The 15,352-nt window shown below is 68.3% G+C and carries 15 protein-coding genes; 11 read left to right on the forward strand and 4 right to left on the reverse strand.

Annotated elements, in window-relative coordinates:
• The first annotated feature begins 88 nt into the window (after positions 1-88).
• The 11 genes from ABEG18_RS16930 (at position 89) to ABEG18_RS16980 (ending at position 12,138) form a co-directional block, all read left to right on the forward strand.
• Positions 89-1,825, forward strand: a complete 1,737-nt coding sequence (locus ABEG18_RS16930; protein ID WP_406854220.1) for a CocE/NonD family hydrolase — start codon at positions 89-91, stop codon at positions 1,823-1,825.
• 128 nt (positions 1,826-1,953) lie between these two features.
• Positions 1,954-3,201: an ABC transporter substrate-binding protein gene (locus ABEG18_RS16935; protein ID WP_406854221.1), complete on the forward strand. Its 1,248-nt coding sequence runs from the start codon at positions 1,954-1,956 to the stop codon at positions 3,199-3,201.
• A 62-nt stretch (positions 3,202-3,263) separates the two neighbouring features.
• The gene (locus ABEG18_RS16940; protein ID WP_406854222.1) at positions 3,264-4,130 is read left to right on the forward strand and encodes a branched-chain amino acid ABC transporter permease; all 867 of its coding nucleotides are present in this window, start codon (positions 3,264-3,266) and stop codon (positions 4,128-4,130) included.
• Positions 4,127-5,062 carry a branched-chain amino acid ABC transporter permease gene (locus ABEG18_RS16945; RefSeq protein ID WP_406854223.1) on the forward strand — a complete coding sequence of 312 codons (936 nt, stop codon included), beginning with the start codon at positions 4,127-4,129 and terminating at the stop codon, positions 5,060-5,062. The genes ABEG18_RS16940 and ABEG18_RS16945 overlap by 4 nt, the downstream gene beginning before the upstream one ends.
• Positions 5,059-5,814 (forward strand): ABC transporter ATP-binding protein, encoded by a 756-nt coding sequence (locus tag ABEG18_RS16950; RefSeq protein ID WP_406854224.1) that lies wholly within the window; start codon positions 5,059-5,061, stop codon positions 5,812-5,814. The genes ABEG18_RS16945 and ABEG18_RS16950 overlap by 4 nt, the downstream gene beginning before the upstream one ends.
• The gene (locus ABEG18_RS16955) at positions 5,804-6,529 is read left to right on the forward strand and encodes an ABC transporter ATP-binding protein (RefSeq protein WP_406854225.1); all 726 of its coding nucleotides are present in this window, start codon (positions 5,804-5,806) and stop codon (positions 6,527-6,529) included. The genes ABEG18_RS16950 and ABEG18_RS16955 overlap by 11 nt, the downstream gene beginning before the upstream one ends.
• Positions 6,530-6,534: 5 nt before the next feature.
• Positions 6,535-7,041, forward strand: coding sequence for a (2Fe-2S)-binding protein (locus ABEG18_RS16960; protein WP_406854226.1), 507 nt, complete (start codon positions 6,535-6,537; stop codon positions 7,039-7,041).
• Complete coding sequence (locus ABEG18_RS16965) at positions 7,038-9,149, forward strand: molybdopterin cofactor-binding domain-containing protein (protein ID WP_406854227.1); 2,112 nt, start codon at positions 7,038-7,040, stop codon at positions 9,147-9,149. Before ABEG18_RS16960 ends, ABEG18_RS16965 begins: the two co-directional genes overlap by 4 nt.
• Positions 9,150-9,158: 9 nt before the next feature.
• A complete protein-coding gene (locus tag ABEG18_RS16970; RefSeq protein WP_406854228.1) occupies positions 9,159-10,052 on the forward strand; it encodes an NAD(P)-dependent oxidoreductase in 894 nt (297 codons plus the stop codon).
• The gene (locus ABEG18_RS16975) at positions 10,049-11,038 is read left to right on the forward strand and encodes a Gfo/Idh/MocA family protein (RefSeq protein ID WP_406854229.1); all 990 of its coding nucleotides are present in this window, start codon (positions 10,049-10,051) and stop codon (positions 11,036-11,038) included. The genes ABEG18_RS16970 and ABEG18_RS16975 overlap by 4 nt, the downstream gene beginning before the upstream one ends.
• A gap of 26 nt (positions 11,039-11,064) precedes the next feature.
• Positions 11,065-12,138 (forward strand): amidohydrolase family protein, encoded by a 1,074-nt coding sequence (locus ABEG18_RS16980; protein ID WP_406854230.1) that lies wholly within the window; start codon positions 11,065-11,067, stop codon positions 12,136-12,138.
• A 64-nt stretch (positions 12,139-12,202) separates the two neighbouring features.
• On the opposite strand, the gene ABEG18_RS16985 is transcribed toward ABEG18_RS16980, so the two are convergent.
• From ABEG18_RS16985 to ABEG18_RS17000, 4 genes are read right to left on the reverse strand one after another with little or no spacing between them, the layout of a single operon-like run.
• Positions 12,203-12,898: a TetR/AcrR family transcriptional regulator gene (locus ABEG18_RS16985; protein ID WP_406854231.1), complete on the reverse strand. Its 696-nt coding sequence runs from the start codon at positions 12,896-12,898 to the stop codon at positions 12,203-12,205.
• A gap of 46 nt (positions 12,899-12,944) precedes the next feature.
• Positions 12,945-13,478 (reverse strand): flavin reductase family protein, encoded by a 534-nt coding sequence (locus ABEG18_RS16990; protein WP_406854232.1) that lies wholly within the window; start codon positions 13,476-13,478, stop codon positions 12,945-12,947.
• Between the two features lie 7 nt (positions 13,479-13,485).
• The gene (locus ABEG18_RS16995; RefSeq protein WP_406854233.1) at positions 13,486-14,709 is read right to left on the reverse strand and encodes an acyl-CoA dehydrogenase family protein; all 1,224 of its coding nucleotides are present in this window, start codon (positions 14,707-14,709) and stop codon (positions 13,486-13,488) included.
• 14 nt (positions 14,710-14,723) lie between these two features.
• Positions 14,724-15,221, reverse strand: a complete 498-nt coding sequence (locus ABEG18_RS17000; RefSeq protein WP_406854234.1) for a VOC family protein — start codon at positions 15,219-15,221, stop codon at positions 14,724-14,726.
• Positions 15,222-15,352: the final 131 nt, after the last annotated feature.

Below are 15,352 nucleotides of genomic sequence, written 5' to 3' on the forward strand. Positions count from 1 at the left end.
GATCCGCCCGTCAATACTTTCGACCAACGAGAACGGCCTCGCCGGGTCCCGCACCCGGAACGAAGGCCTCGAACGGGAGGCGCCCCGCATGGGCCACACGACCATTCAGGACGGCATGCGAATCGACTGGGACGTCGAGATCGCCACGGATGACGGCGTCGTGCTGAAGGCTGACGTGTTCCGGCCCGTCGACGACGGGCGCTACCCGGTGCTGCTCACCTATGGCCCCTACGCCAAGGGCCTCGCCTTCCAGGACGGCTATCCGAGCGCGTGGCAAAAGATGGTCGCCGGCCACCCGGACGTGGCCTATGGGTCGACCAACAAGCACCAGAACTGGGAGGTGGTGGACCCCGAGAAATGGGTGCCGCACGGCTATGTCTGCGTACGCGTCGACTCGCGCGGCACGGGGCGCTCGCCGGGCTTTGTCGACCATTTCTCGCCCCGCGAGACCCGCGACTTCTACGAGTGCATCGAATGGGCCGGGGTCCAGCCCTGGTCGTCCGGCAAGGTCGGCCTCTCGGGCGTGTCCTATTACGGCATCAACCAGTGGCATGTGGCGTCGCTCCAGCCGCCCCACCTCGCCGCCATGTGCATCTGGGAAGGTTCGGCGGACTGGTACCGCGACATGACCCACCACGGCGGCATCCTGTCGACCTTCTGGGCGAACTGGTACGACATGCAGGTCAAGACCGTGCAGTACGGCCTGGGCGAACGCGGTCCGCGCAACAAGGCGTCGGGCCTGCTGGTCTGCGGCGACGAGACGATGTCGGACGAGGAATTGGCGCGCAACCGCTGCAGCTTCGGCGACGACATCCTCTCCCATCCGTTGGACGACGAGTACCATCGCGACCGCTCGCCCCAGTGGGACAAGATCACGGTGCCCTTCCTCTCCGCCGCGAACTGGGGCGGACAGGGCCTGCATCCCCGCGGCAATTTCGAGGGCTTCACCCGCGCAGCCTCGACGGAGAAATGGCTGGAGGCGCACGGCCTCGAGCACTGGACGCATTTCTACACGGACTACGGCCGCGACCTGCAGAAGCGCTTCTTCGACTGTTACCTGAAGGGCGAGCGGAACGGCTGGGCCGAACAGCCCCGCGTGCTCCTGCAGGTTCGGCACGTGGACCGGTTCGAGCCGCAGGGCGCGACGGCCTGGCCCCTGCCCGACACGCGCTGGACGAAGCTCTATCTCGATCCCCATCGCCAGACGCTGTCCGTCACGCCTCCTTCGGCGAAAGCCGACATCCCGTTCGCCGCGATGGGCGACGGCCTGACCTTCATGTCCGAGCCGCTGGAGCGGGAGACGGAGATCACCGGCCCCCTCGCGGCGGGCCTGCGGGTGTCGTCGTCGACGGCGGACGCGGACATCTTCCTCGTCTTCCGGGTGTTCACCGCCGACCTGCGCGAGATCACCTTCGTCGGCGCGATCGATCCCCATACGCCGATAGCCCAGGGCTGGCTGCGGGCGTCGCATCGCAAGCTCGATCCGCAGCTGACGCAGCCCTGGCGGCCTTACCACGCCCATGACGAGGTCCAGCCCCTGACGCCAGGGAGCCCGGTCGATCTCGACGTGGAGATCTGGCCGACCTCGATCGTCGTTCCGGCGGGATGCAGGATCGCGCTCTCAATCCGCGGCCGCGACTACAAGTGGCAGGAGACGACCGGCGCCCGGCTCTCCAACTTCAAGAACGAACTGACCGGTTGCGGCCCCTTTCTGCACGACGATCCGCGGGACCGCCCGGCGGCGCTCTTCGGCGGAACCACCACGCTGCATCTCGATCCGGACGGGTCGAGCTACGTCCTGTTGCCCATCATCGACCGGGACTGAGAAGCCCGGCGCTGCGCCAACTGAACATGTGTGTTCAACCTCAAGTTGAACATGAAGAGACCCAGCTTCGCGATTCAGAACAAAGCAAACGCTACCGGGAAGATCCGTCCTCAAGGGAGGCACCATTCATGACCATCTCACGTCGCACATTCGTTCAGGGCGCGGCCGGCGTCGCGCTCACCGGCGTCGCCGCGCCGGCCGTTCTCGCCCAGTCCTCGGACCCGATCCGGGTCGGCCTGCTCACCGTCAAGACCGGACCGCTGGCCTCCGGCGGCATCGATATGGAGCGCGCCCTGGTCATGTACCTGAAGGAGCGTGACAACATGCTCGGCGGGCGCAAGGTGGAGCTGATCGTCGCCGATACGGCCGGCGTGCCGGCGACCGCCCGCACCAAGACCCAGGAGCTGGTCGAGAAGAACAACGTCCATTGCATCATCGGCCCGCTGGCCGCCTTCGAGGCCCTGGCCATCGACGACTATCTGCGCCAGGCCCAGATGCCGACGCTCTCCGTCGCCGCCGCCGAGGACATGACGCAGCGCAATCCGAATCCCTGGTTCGTGCGCGCCACCTCGACCTCCGCGCAATGCGCCCACCCGATGGGCGAGTACTGCGCCAAGGAGCTGAAATACAAGCGCGTCATCACGATCGCGGACGACATCGCCTATGGCCACGAGATGTGCGGCGGCTTCCAGCGCACCTTCGAGGAGAACGGCGGCAAGATCATCCAGAAGCTCTTCCCGCCGCTGACCGCGCCCGACTACGGAACCTATGTGGCGCAGCTGAAGAACGACGCGGACGCCATCTTCCTCGGCTTCGCCGGCTCCAACGGCTTCCGCTTCCTGCGCCAGTTCGTCGAGTACGGCCTCAAGGACAAGATTCAAGTGGTCGGCGGCATGACCGCCCTCGACGAAGGCGTGCTGCGCAACATGGGCGACGAGGCGCTGGGCATCATCACCGCGTGCTGGTACTCCGCCGAGCTCGACGCCAAGCCGAACCAGACCTTCGCGCCGGCCTTCCGCAAGGAGTTCAAGTACGATCCCGGCTTCTACGCGGCCGGCACCTATGTGGACGGCGCCGTGCTGGAGGCGGCCGTCAAGGCGGTCAACGGCAAGGTCGAGGACAAGAAGGCCTTCATGGCCGCGCTGCGGGCCACCGACGTCGACACCGCCCGCGGGCCGGTGAAGTTCGACGAGTACGGCAACGTGGTCGGCAACGTCTATCTGCGCAAGGTCACCCGCAAGGACGGACGGCTGGTCAACTCGGTCATCAAGACCTACCCGAACGTCAGCCAGTTCTGGACCTACGACCCGAAGGCGTTCCTGGCCAATCCGGTCTATTCGCGGGACTATCCGCCGGCCAAGAACCTCGAGAAGTAGCGCCCCGCCCTCCGCGGCGCGGACGCCCCGCGCCGCGGCTCCCTCCCCGCCCAGGGACGCCCATGCAGTTCTGGATCATCCAGGGTTTGAACAGTCTGGCTCTCGGTGGGCTGCTGTTCCTGCTCGCCTCCGGCTTCTCGCTCATCTTCGGGCTGATGCGGCTCGCCAACCTCACGCATGGGGCCTTCTTCATGCTGGGCGCCTATCTGGGCGCCAACGTGCTGCGCAGCTACGAAGGCGCGAATCTGTGGCTGGCCGCCCTGCTGGCCGGACTGGCCGTGGCGGCGGCCGGCGGCATCCTCGAGCGGCTGGTCCTGCGCCAGCTGGCCGGCAATTCGCTGGGGCAGGTGCTGGTCACCCTGGGCGTGTCGTTCATCATTGCCGACGCCTGCCTGATGATGTGGGGCGGCGACCCCATCCCGGTGCCGACGCCGCCCGGCCTGTCGCGCCCCATCCTGCTCTTCGGCTTCGCCTTCCCGACCTATCGACTCGTCGTCGTGGTCGCCGCCGTGGTGGCCGCGCTCGGGCTCTACCTGATGCTGGAGCGAACCCGCCTCGGCGCCATGATCCGCGCCGGCGTGGACGACATGCAGATGGCGCGGGCGGTCGGCATCCCGGTGTCGCGCCTCTTCACCGCCGTGTTCTGCCTTGGCGCGGGCATCGCGGGCGCCGGCGGCGTGCTGGGCGGCCCGATCCTGTCCGCCTATCCGGGTCTGGACGCCGACATGCTGCCCCTGGCCCTCATCGTGGTCATCCTGGGCGGCGTCGGCAGCCTGCTCGGCGCTTTCGTGGGCAGCTTCATCATCGGCCTGATCTACACCTTCGGCACCGCGCTCTTTCCGGACCTCGCCTATGTCATCCTGTTCCTGCCGATGATCGTGGTCATCGCCTACCGCCCGCAGGGCCTCTTCGGACGGATCAGTGCATGAACCGCATCGTCCTTCCGGCCGTTCTCCTCGTCCTGGCGTTGCTGCCGCTGGTCGCGGGCGACTTCTACGTCAATCTCGGCAGCCAGATCCTGATCGCGGCGATCTTCGCGATGAGCCTCAACCTCCTGGTCGGCTATGGCGGCCTCACGTCGCTCGGCCATGCCTCGTTCCTCGGGTTCTGCGCCTATGCGTGCGCCTGGGCGAGCCTTCGGCTGGGCTTCGGCCACGGCGCCGCGGCCCTGCTCGCCATCGGGATCACGACCTTGATGGCCGCCCTTTTCGGGCTGATCGCGCTGCGCGCCACCGGCCTCGGCTTCCTGATGATCACGCTGGCGCTCTCGCAGGTGCTCTGGGGGCTCGCCTACCGCTGGGTCTCCGTCACCAACGGCGACAACGGGCTCTCCGGCGTCAGCCGCCCGCATCCGTTCGGCGTCTCCATCGAAAGCGCCGGGGCCTATTACTGGTTCACGCTGGCGGTGGCCGCCGTCGCGGCCCTGCTGATGGGCGTCTTCGTGTCGTCCGCTTTCGGCTCCAGCCTGCGCGGCACGCGCGATCAGGCCCGCCGGATGGCGGCGCTGGGCCACGACGTGTGGATGATCCGCTGGATCACCTTCATTTATGCCGGCTTCTGGGGCGGCGTGGCTGGCCTCCTCTACATCTACTATCACAAATACATCCACCCGACCGCGCTCTCCATCACCAACTCGGCCGAGGGGCTGCTCGGCGTCATTGCGGGCGGCTCCGGCACGCTCGGCGGTCCTGTGATCGGCGCGACGCTCGTGGTGCTGCTGAAGAACTACGCCTCCGCCTATATCGAGCGCTGGAACATGCTGCTCGGCTTCGTGTTCCTGTTCATCGTTCTCGTGATGCCGGAAGGCATCGTGCCCGGCGTGAAGCGGCTCTACGCCCGCGCCCGCGGAGGCGCGCGATGATGGAGAGCGACGGCGCGCCGGCGCTGGAAATCATCGATCTGCGCAAGTTCTTCGGGGGGCTCCCGGCCACCCAGGACGTCAACATGCGGGTGATGCCGGGCGAACGCCGCCTGATCATCGGGCCGAATGGCGCGGGCAAGACGACCTTGTTCAACCAGATCGCCGGCGACTTCCTGCCCAGTTCGGGAACGATCAGGCTGTTCGGGCACGACGTCACCCGGATGAAGCCGCAGCAGCGGGCGCATCTGGGCCTTTCGCGCACCTACCAGATCATCACGCTGTTTCCCAAGGACACCCTCGAGCACAACATCGTGCTAGGCCTGCTCGGCCTGCGAAAGGCGCGGTGGAACATGTTCCGGCCCCTGTCCTTTTACCCGGACATGCGCCACGAAGCCCGACGCGCCTTGGCCCAGGTGGGCCTGGAGCATCTGGCGGACCGCAAGGTTTCGGAGCTCGCCTATGGCGAGAAGCGGCGCGTCGAGATCGCGATGGCCCTCGCCCAGAGGCCCCGCCTTCTGCTTCTCGACGAGCCTCTGGCCGGCCTGTCCAGCGAGGAGCGCGGCTCCATCAAAAAGCTCATCGCCGCCATCCCGCGGGAGACGACGCTGATCATGATCGAGCACGACATGGACACCGCCCTCGACCTCGCCGAGACCGTGACCTTGCTGCACTACGGCAAGGTGATCGTGGACGGCCCGCGCGACGCCGTCATCGCGGATCCGCAGACGCGCGAGGTGTATCTTGGCCACTGACGCGCTCACTCTCACGGACGTCCACAGCTATTACGGGGACAGCCACGTCCTGCAGGGCGTCTCCTTCAGCCTCAAGGCCGGCGAGGTGCTGGCGCTTCTCGGACGCAATGGCGCGGGCAAGACCACCTGCATCAGCACGGTCGTCGGCTTTCTGACGCCGCGCCGCGGCGAGATCCGGCTGTTCGGAGAACCGATCAGCGGGCTGACCCCGGAGGCGATCTGCCGGCGAGGCATCGGGCTGGTCCCGCAGGGACGGCGCATCTTTCCATCGCTGACGGTCCGCGAGAACCTCATCGTGGCTCGCCGCAGCGGCGACGGCTCCCGCAAGCCGTGGTCGCTGGAACGGATCTACGATCTCTTCCCCCGCCTGCGCGAACGCCACGGGCAGCTCGCTGGCTCCCTTTCGGGCGGAGAGCAGCAGATGCTGGCCCTGGGGCGCGCCCTCATGGGCAACCCGCGCGTCCTCCTCCTGGACGAGCCGTCCGAGGGTCTCGCCCCGCTCATCGTGGCCGAGGTCGGCCGCACGATCGCGCTGCTGAAAAGCGAGGGCCAATCCATCGTCCTGGTCGAGCAGAACAGCAACCTGGCCCTGGACCTGGCCGACCAGGTGGTGATCCTCACCACCGGACAATGCGTGTTCGACGGAGGCATCGACGAGATCCGCGCCAACGAGGCGGTGCTGACGCAGAATCTCGGCGTGTTCCAGGGCCATTGATCGCCATGGCCGCGCCCCTCTCGCTTACGGTGAATGGACGGCCCGAGGTCCTGGCCGTGTCGCCCGACCTGCCGCTCCTGACCGCCCTGCGGCAGCATCTCGGCCTCAAGGGCGCGCGTTTCGGCTGTGGCGAAGGCCAGTGCGGGGCCTGCACGGTGCTGGTCGATGGACGCCCCATGCAGTCGTGCCAGACGCCGCTCTGGTCCGTGGACGGCAGGTCGATCACGACGATCGAGGGCCTGGGCGTGGATGGCGAGCCCGGCCCCATCCAGCAAGCCTTTCTGGACGAGCAGGCCGCCCAGTGCGGCTACTGCACCAACGGAATCATCATGACGCTGGCGGGCCTTCTCTCGGCCGGGCCACGCCCCAGCCGTTCGGCCGTCATCGAGGCGCTGGACGAGCGGCACCTGTGCCGATGCGGGGCGCATCCCCGCATCCTACGGGCCGTCGACAGGCTGCTGGAGAACGCCCCCCACGGCTCGCCCGATCTCAAGGTGGGAGCGCCCGAATGACGGCCCTCCCCGCCGACCTCGCTCTCAATCCGCTCCTGTCGCGCTGGTTCGCCGTCGAGGCCGACGGCGCGGTCACGATCCGCACCGGGAAGGTGGAGCTCGGCCAGGGCGCGGTGACCGCCATCGCGGCGTTGGCCGCCGCCGAACTCGGCGTCCCGCTTTCGCGCCTTCGGGTGGTGGCGGGCGATACGCGCGCCGCGCCGGACGAAGGCATGACGGCGGGAAGCCTCTCCGTCGAGCAAGGCGGCGCGGCGATGCGGGTCGCCGCCGCCCAGATCCGCACCCTGTTCGCCGCAGCCGCAGCGGCCCGGCTTGGCTGCGCCACGGACGCGGTCATCGTGCAGGACGGGGTGTTCTCCGGTCCCGGGCGCAACGCCAGCCTGTCCTACGCGGACCTTGCGCCGGAGGTCGATCTCGACCGGTCCGCCGCGGACCTGCCGGTACCCGAGCTCCTGGGCGGCGTCGCCGCGGAGCGCCAGCCGCGGCTCGATCTCAGGGCGAAGCTGACCGGCGCGGCGTTCATCCAGGATCTCGACCGCCCGGGTCTACGGCACGGCCGCGTCGTCCGCCCTCCCCGGCCTGGCGCGGAACTGGTCTCGCTCGACCGGGCTTCAGTCGCCGCCCTGCCCGGGGTCGTGGCCGTGGTGGTCGACGGCTCCTTCGTGGGCGTCGTCGCCGATCGCGAGGAGGACGCCGACCACGCCGCCGCCGCCGCGCAACGGCTCGCCGCATGGACCGCCCCGGACTTGCCGGTTGTCGATGACGAAGGCGCCTGGATGGAGGGGGTCGAGCCTGTCGCCACGATCCCGGTCGTGCGCGACGACGGCGAAGCCGCGCCTGCGGCGCGCCGCCACGAGGCGGCCTATTCCCGCCCCTATCTCGCGCACGCGTCGATCGGACCCTCCACCGCGCTGGCGGAGTGGAGCTTCGACGGGCGCCTCACGGTGTGGTCGCAGACCCAGGGCGTCTATCCGCTGCGCGCCCAGCTCGCGCGGGTGCTCGAGCTTGCGCCGGAGATGGTCGACGTGGTCCACGCCATGGGGGCGGGCTGCTACGGCCACAATGGCGCCGACGACGTCGCGCTGGACGCGGCGCTCCTCGCCCGGGCCGCGCAGGCGCCGGTGCTTTGCCGCTGGACGCGGGCCGACGAGCTCTCGTGGTCGCCCTTCGGCGCGCCGATGCGGATTCGGCTCGCGGCGGGCCTGGACGCGCATGGCGCGATCGTGGACTGGACGCACGAGGTCTGGAGCCCGCCGCATGTCGCGCGGCCGGGTTTCGGCTCCGGCGTGAACCTTCTGGCCGCCCAGCATCTTGCGAAGCGCTCGGCCCCATCCCCGGTCGTTCAGTTCCCTGGTCCGTCCGGCGCCGGGGACCGGAACGCGGTTCCGCTCTACCGGGTCGGCCGGCGCAGCGTCGTCCATCATCTCCTGCCGCAGGGGCCGCTGCGCAGCTCCGCGCTGCGCTCGCTCGGCGCCCATGGCAACGTCTTCGCCATCGAGAGCTTCCTCGATGAGCTCGCCGCCCTGGCAGGTCGGGATCCGCTCGAGTTTCGACTGGCCCACATGGAGGATCCGCGCGCCCGCGCCGTACTGGCGGCGGCGGCCGAGGAAGCCGGATGGGATCCGGCCGAGCCCGGCGGCGAGGGGGAAGGCCGCGGCCTCGCTTTCGCCCGCTACAAGAACATGGGCGGCTATTGCGCGATCGTGGCCCGGGTCGCGATCGCCGAGACGGTGAGGCTGACGCATGTCGTCGCCGCCGTCGACTGCGGCGCAGTCGTCCACCGCGACGGCCTCGTGAACCAGATCGAGGGCGGGATCGTCCAGGCGGCGAGCTGGACCCTCAAGGAGCAGGTCCGCTGGACCGCCGAGGGCGTGGCGACTCGGTCCTGGGCCGACTATCCGATCCTGCGCTTTTCGGAATGCCCGCGCATCGCGGTCCGCATCCTAGAGCCGACAGGCGCACCCCCGCTGGGCGCCGGCGAATGCGCGACGGGGCCGACGGCCGCCGCGATCGGCAACGCCGTGGCGCATGCGCTCGGAGTCCGGGTGCGCCATATGCCGCTCACGCCGGAGCGGATCGAAGCCGCCATCCATGCATCAACAATGTGAGGTCGCAGCATGAACATCGGACTCTGCGGAACCGGGCGCATGGGAGCCGCCATCGCCCACCGCCTGCTCTCCGTCGGCCACACGGTCACGGTCTGGAACCGGGACAAGGCGAAGACAAAGCCGCTGGCTGAAGCCGGTGCGGCCGTGGCCTCCACGCCGGCGGCCTTGGCCGCGGCCTGCGACCTCACCATCACGATGCTGCTCGACGACGCCGCGCTCGACGCCGTCTATTCAGGCCCGGACGGAGTGCTGTCGGCCGACCTCGGCGGCAAGGCCGTGATGGACATGAGCACGGTGCTGCCCGAGACCGAGGAGCGGATCGGCGCCGCGACGCAGGCGCGGGGAGCGGCCTTCGTGGAGTGCCCGGTCGGCGGCACCGTGGGTCCCGCGCGTGACGGCAAGCTGTTCGGCCTGGTGGGCGGCGAGGACGCCGACGTGGCCCGTCTCCGCCCGGTGCTCGACCAGCTCTGCCGGCGCGTCGAGCATGTCGGGCCGGTGGGCTCCGGCGCACGCCTCAAGCTCGCGATCAACCTGCCCCTCCTCGTTTATTGGCAGTCCCTCGGCGAGGCACTGGCGCTGTGCAAGCCCCTGAACCTCCCGCCGGAGCGCCTCGTCGACATCATGGCGGACACGTCGGGCACGACCAACGGCATGAAGCTGCGCGCGCCCGACATCGCCAAGGCGCTGGCGGGCCAGCCGCTCGGCGCCCCGGCCTTCGACGTGCGGGCGGCCCGAAAGGACCTCGCCACCATGGTGGCCTACGCCCGGACGCTCGGCCTCGAGCTGCCGACGGCGCAAGGAGCCCTCGGCTCCTTCACGGAGGCCGCGCAGAGCGGGCTGGAAGGCCAGGACGCGATCAGCGTCCCGGTGCGCTGGGCCGGAAAGACGGGTGCGCGCTCATGATCAGGGCCGCCATCGTCGGCCTCGGCTGGTGGGGCCGCACCATCCTGCGCGAATTGCGCGACAGCGATGCGGTCAGGGTGGTGCTGGGCGTCGACCCCAATGCTGCCGGCCGCGAGGCCGCCGCGGCGGCGGGCCTGGCCGTCTCGGCCCGCTTCGAGGACGCGATCGAGCGCTCCGATGTGGACGCCGTCATCCTGTGCTCGCCGCACAAGTTCCACGCCGCCCAGATCGTCGCCGCAGCGGGCGCCGGCAAGCACGTCTTTTGCGAAAAGCCGCTCTGCGTCACCGCCGCGGAGGCCGAGCGAGCCATCGCGGCGGTGCGACGGGCCGGCGTCCAGCTGGGCATCGGCCATGAGCGCCGCTTCGAGCCCGCCGTCATCGACCTGCGCCGTCGGTTCGCCGCGGGCGAGTTCGGCGAGACGTTGCTAATGGAGGGCAATTTCAGCCAGGACAAGTTCCTGGCCCTCCCCCCGGACAACTGGCGCCTTTCCGCCACCGAGGCCCCTGTCGGGCCGCTCTCTGCGACCGGCATCCACCTGGTGGACCTCGCGATCATGCTGTTCGGGCGTCCCAAGGAGGTCTGGGCCCGTCTCGCCACCCGCGCGACGCGCTTCGACAATGGCGACACGCTGTCGGTGACGCTGGGATTCGAGAACGGAGCCACGGCCCAGATCACCGCCATCCTGACCACGCCCTTCGTGGGCCGCCTCGCCGTCTATGGATCGACCGGCTGGATGGAGATCCGCGACCGCACCCATCCGGAGAACCCCACCGGCTGGGACGTCACCACTCTGCGCCGGGGCGAGGCGCCCACCACCATCTTCCAGCCGCCGCACCCCGTCGTGCGCGACAACATCGAGGCCTTCGCCCGCGCGGCCTCGGGCGGCGCGGACTATCCGGTCTCCCTCGAGGACATGCTGGACAATGTCCGCGCCTTCGAGGCCGTCACCCGCTCGGCCGCCAGCGGCCGCATCGAAACTGTCTGACGCAAAAATCCCGCCAGGAGACGTCCATGTACGACGACAAAAAGAACCGCTACGGCCGCACCGCCGCGCGCCAGCACACGGCGCTGGGACGCGCCCGCCGGCCCTCGACGCCCACCATCGACATCCATTGCCACATCGCGGTCCCGGCCGCCGGCCAGGTCGCCGGCCCCCATGTCGACCTCACCAAGGTGCCTCTGGCGCACTTCGCCGACGACGCCACCAAGGCGATCAACGCAATGCAGGAGAAGGACCGCTCCAAGGTCATGGTGGACATGGACGCCCGCCTTTTCGACATGGAGGCCATGGGCGTCGACATCCAGGTCGTCGCGCCCGTTCCGCCGCAGTGCTACTACAGCGTCGATCCGAAGATCGCCGAGAAGGCGCATCTGCTCGCCAATGAGGGCGTGGCGGAGTTTTGCTCCCGGCGTCCCGACCGCTTCGTCGGCCTCGGCGTGACCACCATGCAGGAACCGGAACTCGCCGTCCGCGAACTGGAGAACGCGGTCACGAAACTCGGCCTCAAGGGCGTGCAGATCCTCACCAGCGTCAATGGCGAGGAGCTGTCGCACGAGAAATACCGTCCGTTCTTCGCCAAGGCGGAAGAGCTCGGCGCCTTCATCATGATGCATCCGAACGGCTTCACCCATGGGGAGCGGTTCACGAAGTTCTACTTCAACAACGTCATCGGCAATCCGCTCGAGACGACGATGGCGTTGCACAACCTGATCTTCACCGGAACGCTGGCGCGCTTCCCGGAGCTCAAGCTGATGGCCGTTCATGGCGGCGGCTTCCTGCCCGGCTATTCGGGCCGGATCGACCATGCCTGGGGCGCGCGTGACGACAGCCATGCGGAGCTGCCGCTGCCGCCCACGACCTATCTGCGGCAGGTCTATCTCGACACGGTGGTGTTCACCTACCACCAACTCGCCTACATGATCGAACTCTTCGGGCCGGACCGCATCCTGATGGGCACCGACTATCCGTTCGACATGGCCGAATACGACCCCATCGGGCATATCGGCGGCCTGGACCTGGACGATCGCACCATGTCGGCCATCTGCGGGGGCAACGCCGCCCTGGCGCTTGGACTGAAGCTCTGACGCGAACAGGCCGCCTTCGCCCCTACGGAAGAAGGCGGCCGCCTCGTGCTCCGCCGGAAATGCCTCAGCCGTCCCCGGTCCGCCTCACGGCCGTGTTACGGGCCTTCACGGTGGTGCCGAAGACCCGCGCGATCCCTTCCAGGAAGACGTCGAGCGCGTTTGAGATGACGCGCGACTTATCCTCCAGGACGGGCGAGTTGTAGATGTATTTGCGCACGCCATAGTAGAATATACCGCCATGCAGCACCCAGGCGAGCTCCAGCTCGGCCGATGGCGGAGTCTTCAGGGCCGGAAGCCCGGCCTCGTGCCTGTATTCCTCGACGATCCGGTTCAGGATCCGCGATTCCACCACGCCGACATACCAGCGATTGATCTCGACGCCTTTCAGGCCCGAGAAGAGATAGATCCTGATCCATTCGCGCGTGAAGATCGCATCCGTATAGGCCTCGTAGAACTGCTGCAGCCTTAACCGGATGGGCTTCGACCTGTCGCCCAGCAGCTCGTCCCATTCGGGCTTCCAGCGGTCCAGATAGACGCTGCGGTAGACGGCCTGGATCAGTTCGTCCTTGCTGGGGAAGTAGCGATAGAGCAACGGCTGCGTCACGCCGAGCTTGCTGGCGAGTTCTCGCGTGCCGCCGCCGAAGCCTTCCTCGGCGAAGAACTCCGCCGCCTTGCGGATGAACTCCTCACGGCGCGCTTCGGGCGAACGCCGCTTCTGCTTGGGCCGGGTTGCGCCCGGCAGACTGTCGGCGGTGCTCACGCGTTCGTGCTCGCAGGTCAGGAGCGGCCCAGGGATGGCGACCGCATCAGGAGCCGGGTGTGAAGGACCCGAACGTTCCGCGGCTGAACAGCAGCGGCTCGTGGCCCCCGTAGCTATAGGATTCGACCGCGCCGAGGAAGATCACATGGTCGCCCCCGTAATAACGATAGGCGTTCCGGCACTGAAACTCGGCCACGACATCGTCCAGGATGGGCGCTCCTCCCAGCCCGGGCTTCCACGCGATCCCGGCGAACTTGTCATCGGAGGCGCGGGCGAAATGGCGCGCCAGGTGCTCCTGGTGCTGCGCCAGCACATTGACGGTGAAGTGGCTCGCCTCCTGGAACACCGGCAGGCTCGGCGAATGCATCACCAGGCTCCACAGCACCAGCGGGGGGTTGAGCGACACCGACGAGAACGAATTCGCCGTGAGGCCGACGCGACGCCCGTCCGCCGCGACGGCGGTGATCACGGTCACGCCCGTGCCGAAGCATCCGAGTGCGTTGCGGAAATCCCGGGGATCGATGGTTTGCTGGGCGGCGAGCGCCTCAGAGGTCTCCGCCGCGGCGGTCGCCTGGGTCATGGCCGCCTCACAGCGTGGGGTTTTCGGACGGGAGGCCGAGCGCGACGCGGCCGAAATTCGAGCCGGCGGCGTCGAAATTGAAAGCGATGTGCGAGTTGACCGCGTGCGCGTCGCGGAACTGCCGCTGCAGCGCTCCCGCCCGGTACAGCCCGCCCGCGCCGCTGGCCTGGAACAGCAGCGACACCGCATCCGTGCACAAATTGACCGCGTAAGCGCCGTCGCGCCGGTAGGCGGTCTTGACCTTGAGGTCCGGAACGCGACCCGCGCGAGCGTCTTCCATCGCCTCGATGCAAATCCCCCGCATGATGCGGCGGGCCGCGTCGACCCGCGCGGCGGCGCCCGCCACCTTTATCTGGATCGACTGGAAGTCCGCCAGCTTGGCCAGGTTGTATTTGGAGGCCCGCTTGCGGGCCGAGGCCTCGTAGTCCTCCAGGCACCCCTGGGCGTTGCCCAGCGCGACGCCCGACAGCACGAACGGAAACAGCGCGAAGACCGGCAACCGGTAGAGAGGACCGGGATTGGCGGCGCTGCCCGGCGTGGCCCCGCCCGCGACGGCCGAGACCGCAAGGGTCATGTGCTCGGGAACGAAGACGTCGGACATTTCGACGTCCTGGGAGCCGGTGCCGCGCAGGCCGGCGCTGTCCCAGGTGTCGATGATCTGATACTCGCGGCGGTGCACGAGGAAGATGCGGTACTCGCTCGCCTCGGCCTCGTCGTCGGACGCCGTGATCCCGGCCAGCATGTTCCAGTCGCTCGGCTCGACGCCGGAGGAGAACGGCCACCGGCCGGAGAGCCTGTAGCCGCCGTCGACCTTCCTGGCCCGGCCGGCCGGGAACACGAAGGATGAGGCGATCAGCGCGTCAGGGTTTTGGTTCCAGACAAGGTCCTGAGCGGCCCGCTCGAACATGGCCAGCATCCAGTGATGGCTGCCCAGATTGGCGACGTTCCAGGCGACCGAAGCGTCGCCGCGCGCCAGCTCGGCGGCGAAATCGACGAGAGCCACGTAGTCGAATTCGGACCCGCCCACGCGCCGGGGCTGGACGATGCGGAAGAGCCCTGCGGCGTGGAGATCCTTCTCCGTTTCCGGAGGCAGGCGGCGCAGGTCCTCCGTCCGGGCGGCCCGCTCGCGCAACACGGGAACGAGCGCGCGGGCGCGCTCCAGCATCGCGTCATAGTCATGCACTTCGGCGGGCTGACCCTTGGGGTCGAACTTCACGACCGTCTCCATCATCCTGTCCTCCCGGTTCAGGCGCTCTTGGCGCGGCCCTGCAGATGCGGCCGGTCGTAATAGAGCGACGCCTCCAGGGCCTCGCCCTGCTGCTCGGCGAATTGCGAGAGGCTCTTCAGGTGCGGGATCCGCGACCGGTCGAGCGTCGACACGTCCGGCCAGTCCACTTCCAGGAGATTGCCGCCGGGGTCACGCAGATACATCTGGACGGATCCGTCGGGCAGCTCGTTCACACTGTTGCGAAAGGTCTTGCCATCGAGCGCGTCCATGTCCCGGGCCGCTTCGTACACGGCGTGAAAGTCGTCCACGTCGATCGCGAAGTGCTGGAAGGTCGGGACAGCGTCCTCGAGCTCGAAGACATGAAGCTGAAGATCGCCGCAGCGAAGATACTGGGTCTTGAACCCGAAATTGTAGGTCGGGATGCGCTCCATCCCGAACACCTTCTCGTAAAACCGCACGGACTCTTCCATGCTCTTGGCCCCGACGGACAGGTGGTTGAAGCCCAGCGCCTTCATGGCTCGCTCCTTCGTTGATTATCGAGCGATAAATTAGCTCAGATCGCGATGCAGGGCAATCCCCTTCCGCCGGCCCGTTGACATCCTGGCGAACTTATTTTTCATACGATAAATAACGCGGATCACGCAAC

This window comes from Alsobacter sp. KACC 23698, assembly GCF_045348435.1.
Classification (GTDB): domain Bacteria; phylum Pseudomonadota; class Alphaproteobacteria; order Rhizobiales; family Beijerinckiaceae; genus Alsobacter.

Coding starts and splice junctions, on each gene's coding strand:
- ABEG18_RS16930 (WP_406854220.1), top strand. CDS start 89: ATGGGCCACACGACCATTCAGGACGGCATGCGAATCGACTGGGACGTC.
- ABEG18_RS16935 (WP_406854221.1), top strand. CDS start 1,954: ATGACCATCTCACGTCGCACATTCGTTCAGGGCGCGGCCGGCGTCGCG.
- ABEG18_RS16940 (WP_406854222.1), top strand. CDS start 3,264: ATGCAGTTCTGGATCATCCAGGGTTTGAACAGTCTGGCTCTCGGTGGG.
- ABEG18_RS16945 (WP_406854223.1), top strand. CDS start 4,127: ATGAACCGCATCGTCCTTCCGGCCGTTCTCCTCGTCCTGGCGTTGCTG.
- ABEG18_RS16950 (WP_406854224.1), top strand. CDS start 5,059: ATGATGGAGAGCGACGGCGCGCCGGCGCTGGAAATCATCGATCTGCGC.
- ABEG18_RS16960 (WP_406854226.1), top strand. CDS start 6,535: ATGGCCGCGCCCCTCTCGCTTACGGTGAATGGACGGCCCGAGGTCCTG.
- ABEG18_RS16965 (WP_406854227.1), top strand. CDS start 7,038: ATGACGGCCCTCCCCGCCGACCTCGCTCTCAATCCGCTCCTGTCGCGC.
- ABEG18_RS16970 (WP_406854228.1), top strand. CDS start 9,159: ATGAACATCGGACTCTGCGGAACCGGGCGCATGGGAGCCGCCATCGCC.
- ABEG18_RS16975 (WP_406854229.1), top strand. CDS start 10,049: ATGATCAGGGCCGCCATCGTCGGCCTCGGCTGGTGGGGCCGCACCATC.
- ABEG18_RS16980 (WP_406854230.1), top strand. CDS start 11,065: ATGTACGACGACAAAAAGAACCGCTACGGCCGCACCGCCGCGCGCCAG.
- ABEG18_RS16990 (WP_406854232.1), bottom strand. CDS start 13,478: ATGACCCAGGCGACCGCCGCGGCGGAGACCTCTGAGGCGCTCGCCGCC.
- ABEG18_RS16995 (WP_406854233.1), bottom strand. CDS start 14,709: ATGATGGAGACGGTCGTGAAGTTCGACCCCAAGGGTCAGCCCGCCGAA.
- ABEG18_RS17000 (WP_406854234.1), bottom strand. CDS start 15,221: ATGAAGGCGCTGGGCTTCAACCACCTGTCCGTCGGGGCCAAGAGCATG.